Genomic DNA, 4,796 nt, shown 5'->3' with positions numbered 1-4,796 from the left:
GGAACAAGTTGTCAGAAATGTTGACGATCAACTAGAAGCTTTGATGCAGGAACACAATCCCGAGGAGTTCTAATTAAAAATACTTGTAAGTTTTGAAATTTATTTAACTTAAATCTAGCCCGGTCAAATAAATAACAATAATCATAATTAGGTTCGTAGTGAGGAATGCGAGTCCTTCTTCATCCAAATCTGAAGAAGGACTCGCATTCCGAACGATCAAACCTATGTGAGTGCAGTTGTGCGATCGCACCTAAGATGAGCCGTGCTCGAAAATCTTATCGTACTGCAACAAATCCAAAGTTACAAAAACTGGCAAACACCCAAAACATTGCTGTGCAACTTCCCAGCGTTCCTCTCGCTGCAACATAGCAGTCAACTTTTGTTTAGCGCCCAGCAAATATCGAACATCGTTAGCGGCGTAGCTCAATTGGTCATCAGAAAGATGCTCGGAATTTCCCCAATCCGAACTTTGAGAAGTTTTATTGAGTTCTACTTTTTCCAACTCTTGGATTAACTCTTTAAGTCCGTGTCTGTTAGTATAAGTTCTGGCTAACTTGCTAGCTATTTTTGTGCAGAAAACAGGTGCAATGTCAATACTTAAATTGTGACGCATTGTTGCCAGATCGAAGCGCGCAAAGTGAAAGACCTTCTCAATATTTTCAGCTTCCATGAGCTTTTTCAAATTCGGTGCCGCCGTCTGGCCTTTAGCAATCCGCACCGCCGCCACTTTACCATGCCGATCGCACAACTGAACCAAACACAGGCGATCGCGCCACGGCATCAAACCCATAGTTTCCGTATCAACCGCGAGATCCTCCGCCGTCAAATAATAAGATAGCAGAGCATCGGAGATATCGCGATCGCACACTTGAAAATCTGGAAATTCCATCATTGGTTACTTGTTACTTGTTAGTGGTTACTTGTTAGTGGTTACTTGTTACTTGTTAGTTGTTAGTTGTTAGTGGTTAGTGGTTACTTGTTAGTGGTTAGTGGTTACTTGTTAGTGGTTAGTGGTTACTTGTTACTTGTTAGTGGTTACTTGTTACTTGTTAGTGGTTAGTGGTTACTTGTTACTTGTTACTTGTTACTTGTTAGTGGTTAGTGGTTACTTGTTACTTGTTACTTGTTACTTGTTACTTGTTAGTGGAACAAACAACCACTAACCACTAACAAACAACCACTTAACCAATAACCAATAACCAATAACCAATAACCAATAACCAATCACAAATAACCAATTATCGACTGCGGACAAAAAGCTGAGTAAAATAATACTCCCCTTTGGCATTTTTGGCAATCGCAATACCAGTTAAATTAAATTGACTCTCAATATTCTTGCGGTGGCCCTCACTTTTAATCCAACCCTCAACAGCATTGCGAACCGGGTCGCTGTAGCCAAAATTGTAAGCAACATTTTCAGCTACACTTTGATAGGGAACAGTAATTGCTTTCGCCCGCCCGTCAAATCCATCGTGGCTAAATTTAACTTTCCCACTTGCCATATTTTCGCTGTGAATTCTGGCTATCTGACTAATTCGCGGATCGACAGTCAGCGGCGGCAACTTTTTCGAGGCTCGATATTGATTGATCTGTTGGTTAACAGCTTTTTCTAACTCAGCAATTGAAGTTGTAGCAGCAATATTAGTATTCATGGAAGTTTCTGGGAGCGATCGCGCAGGAATGGACTCGGCACAATTAGGTAAGATTGCTAGGAATCCTAAGGACATTAAAACCAATGCTTTGGACATGAACTATTAGAGATAAAGATAAGTAAGACTCGGCGGTTGAAACCGCGGCGACAGAAACAAAACCCGCCGACGCGGGTTGAAGAACGGATGATGAAAATTACGTTATCTTCTAAGTCGGCGTCCGGCGGACATCGTTTGTACAGACGCGGTTTCAACCGCCGTCTGACCATTCCTACAGTGCGATCGCCCGAAATTCCGGTAAACTAGATATTCAGAACCTTCGCCACAGTCTGCACATCCTTGTCACCGCGTCCCGAACAGTTGAGGACAATGCGCGGACTGCCGGTTAGCTGCGGGCACAGAGTCTCCAAATAGGCGATCGCATGAGCAGTTTCCAAAGCCGGAATAATCCCCTCCAACTGCGACAACCGCTGAAAAGCATCTAAAGCTTGTGCATCAGTAACACTGTAATATTCAGCCCTACCAGCATCCTTCAAATAACTATGTTCCGGCCCGACACCAGGATAATCCAAACCCGCACTAATCGAATGTGGCTCAATCACTTGACCCTCATTATCCTGCAACAAATAACTCATCGCCCCGTGCAGAACACCAACAGTTCCCTTAGTCAGAGTAGCAGCGTGTTTGTCAGTATCCACACCTTCGCCCGCCGCTTCAACACCAATTAATCGCACAGTTTCTTCCCCAACAAACTCGTGGAAAAGACCCATAGCATTGGAACCGCCGCCCACACAAGCTAATAAGATATCCGGCAAACCATTCCACTTTTCTAGACACTGAGCGCGGGTTTCTTCACCAATAATTGCATGGAAATCGCGCACCATCATCGGGTAAGGATGGGGCCCCGCTACCGAACCAAGAATGTAATGAGTTGTTTCGACATTTGTCACCCAATCGCGAATCGCTTCGGAAGTAGCATCTTTGAGAGTTCCCGTACCAGCCGAAACGCCCCGTACTTCCGCACCCATCAAGCGCATTCTGAATACATTTAAAGCCTGTCTTTCCATGTCGTGAACGCCCATGTAGACAACGCATTGTATGCCGAAGCGAGCGCAAACAGTGGCCGTAGCAACGCCATGTTGTCCGGCACCAGTTTCAGCAATTACGCGCTTTTTGCCCATGCGTTTTGCGAGCAATGCTTGAGCCAAAGCATTATTAATTTTGTGAGCACCAGTGTGGTTTAAATCTTCGCGTTTGAGGTAAATTTGCGGGCCAGTCCCGTCTGGTTTAGCGTAGTGTTCGGTGAGGCGTTCAGCAAAATACAAAGGGCTGGGGCGGCCGACATAATCCTTGAGTAATCCTTGGAGTTGCTGTTGAAATTCGGGCTCGCTGCGGTATTTGTGGAAAGCGGCTTCAAGCTCGAATAAAGCCGGCATCAGGGTTTCGGGGACATATTTGCCGCCGAATTTGCCGAATCTGCCGAGGGAGTCGGGGCGTTGGGCGGTGGTGGTTTCGGTGGTGAGACGCAGGGGTGTGACTGTCACGGACTTTGTGGGGATAATGGGACAGATTTCATTATATCTAGTGGATGGGGCTACGGGCGATCGGGTAAGATCGGGAGGGATGGCAGAAATCGCGCTCGATGGCGGAAGTTCGTTCTAGCCTTCGATATATTCTTCTGTAAGGGTTTCTCCGTCGGGTCAATTTATTAGTGGCTGGAAACTGAATCTTGCAAAACTACAAAATGTTCAAGAACATGGAGGGCGATCGGCATGGAATCTACAGAAGGAAATAAAAATGTGTCTTTAAGTCTTAGCGATGATGAAGCCCTTGTATTGCTTCAATGGTTATTTAGATTTAATCAGGAAGAACATCCTTCGTTGTTTGAAGACCAAGCGGAACAACGTGTTCTTTGGGATCTTGAAGCAGTGTTGGAGAAAGTTGTATCAGTAATATTTTCTAAAGACTACATAAATATTCTTTCAAAGGCACGAGAAAACATACGCGCTCCGCTAGATTGAGTTAGATCGATCGACTGCTAATTCAATTGAGAACGGGGAATTTGCGCTCTACCACCAGAGAATCAATTGCCGTAGTGGCGGGTTTTACGAATAATATTTAATACCAACAAACAATCTAGATCGACCCGCCCCCACACAGCCGATCGTCTAGATTAACCTCATCGGCGAGCATTTTGTCAAGCGTTTCATGATACTGCTTAGCCGAATCCGAAAGAGTGTAGCGTAACGTCAAATTTCTGACGGGGTGTACTTCCATAATTTTATCGCAGTCGATCGCCAATTTCTATAATATGGCGATCGGGAGTACATTCAGCAGGCAACTCACTATCGCAGTCAGAAACCGGGTTTTTACCGCAATACTTCATTGTGGCGTAGAGATTTTCTCAAAAACCGGGTTTCTTTGTTTGGTCACAATGGGTAAGTCATGTAACATTATATCGATCGCCTTTTAAAATCAAATCCCTTAACATCAGAATTATCCCCTCTCATCTCTTCCTGGCGCCAAGAGCGCCCTCTGCGCTTAAATCCTCCAGAAACAACCATAAACGATATAATTAAATCCCAACCGGGAAATGTACGCTCAAAATCAATTGCTGTAGGGGCCCGCGACCCAACAATTTCAAATCCTACTGACAAGCTAAATAAACCCGCCCCACCCCACAGAAAATTTCCAAATACCAAACTACTATGAGTACATCAAAACGCCAAGACTCCAATCCCAATAACCAATCAGGAAAACGAATAGTTTACTCCGAATTTGGCAGCGTTGACAACTCAGCAGCCCTCCAACGAGGAACCCCGGAAGTTGCCCCGAATCAACAAACTTTGAAAGTAGAAGCATCCCGAAAAGGACGCGGCGGCAAAACAGTTACAGTCATCAGCGGATTTCAAGAAAAACCTGAAATTTTAGCAGATTTAGCCAAGCAGCTAAAAGCTCAATGCGGCACGGGCGGTACGGTTAAAGATAATGAAATTGAAATTCAAGGCGAACACAAGCAAAAGCTCCTCGAAATTCTCAAAAAATTGGGCTACAAAGCTAAAATCAGCGGCGGCTAATTGGGTGCATCTGGGTTTTGAAGCCTGAAGAAGCATGACCGCATATAAGTTATTAGTTATAATCTCATAT

At 44.7% G+C, this 4,796-nt stretch carries 6 protein-coding genes; 2 read left to right on the top strand and 4 right to left on the bottom strand.

Going from position 1 to position 4,796, the window contains the following annotated elements:
- Positions 1–250: 250 nt before the first annotated feature.
- The 3 genes from QT974_RS23815 to trpB form a co-directional block, all read right to left on the bottom strand.
- Positions 251–889, bottom strand: a complete 639-nt coding sequence (locus QT974_RS23815; protein WP_333470892.1) for a ribonuclease D — start codon at positions 887–889, stop codon at positions 251–253.
- Positions 890–1,238: 349 nt separating this feature from the next.
- The gene (locus tag QT974_RS23810) at positions 1,239–1,748 is read right to left on the bottom strand and encodes a CAP domain-containing protein (protein ID WP_333470888.1); all 510 of its coding nucleotides are present in this window, start codon (positions 1,746–1,748) and stop codon (positions 1,239–1,241) included.
- Between the two features lie 203 nt (positions 1,749–1,951).
- Positions 1,952–3,193: a tryptophan synthase subunit beta gene (trpB, locus tag QT974_RS23805; protein ID WP_333470887.1), complete on the bottom strand. Its 1,242-nt coding sequence runs from the start codon at positions 3,191–3,193 to the stop codon at positions 1,952–1,954.
- A 228-nt stretch (positions 3,194–3,421) separates the two neighbouring features.
- Here trpB and QT974_RS23800 point away from each other — a divergent pair, with 228 nt between their 5' ends.
- Entirely contained in the window at positions 3,422–3,670 is a 249-nt protein-coding gene (locus QT974_RS23800) for a hypothetical protein (RefSeq protein WP_333470886.1), read from the top strand.
- 115 nt (positions 3,671–3,785) lie between these two features.
- On the opposite strand, the gene QT974_RS23795 is transcribed toward QT974_RS23800, so the two are convergent.
- On the bottom strand, positions 3,786–3,926 hold the full coding sequence (locus tag QT974_RS23795; protein WP_333470885.1) for a hypothetical protein: 141 nt from the start codon (positions 3,924–3,926) through the stop codon (positions 3,786–3,788).
- Positions 3,927–4,357: 431 nt separating this feature from the next.
- On the opposite strand from QT974_RS23795, the gene QT974_RS23790 reads away from it, so the two are divergent.
- Positions 4,358–4,726 carry a translation initiation factor gene (locus QT974_RS23790; RefSeq protein ID WP_333470884.1) on the top strand — a complete coding sequence of 123 codons (369 nt, stop codon included), beginning with the start codon at positions 4,358–4,360 and terminating at the stop codon, positions 4,724–4,726.
- The last annotated feature ends 70 nt before the right edge of the window (positions 4,727–4,796 follow it).

The organism is Microcoleus sp. BM001215392 (genome assembly GCF_036700185.1).
GTDB lineage: Bacteria > Cyanobacteriota > Cyanobacteriia > Cyanobacteriales > Microcoleaceae > Microcoleus.
The sequence above is the reverse complement of the archived record's forward strand: the minus strand, read 5'-3'. Positions and strand labels throughout refer to the sequence as shown.

Coding starts and splice junctions, on each gene's coding strand:
- QT974_RS23795 (WP_333470885.1), bottom strand. CDS start 3,926: ATGGAAGTACACCCCGTCAGAAATTTGACGTTACGCTACACTCTTTCG.
- QT974_RS23810 (WP_333470888.1), bottom strand. CDS start 1,748: ATGTCCAAAGCATTGGTTTTAATGTCCTTAGGATTCCTAGCAATCTTA.
- QT974_RS23815 (WP_333470892.1), bottom strand. CDS start 889: ATGGAATTTCCAGATTTTCAAGTGTGCGATCGCGATATCTCCGATGCT.
- QT974_RS23790 (WP_333470884.1), top strand. CDS start 4,358: ATGAGTACATCAAAACGCCAAGACTCCAATCCCAATAACCAATCAGGA.
- QT974_RS23800 (WP_333470886.1), top strand. CDS start 3,422: ATGGAATCTACAGAAGGAAATAAAAATGTGTCTTTAAGTCTTAGCGAT.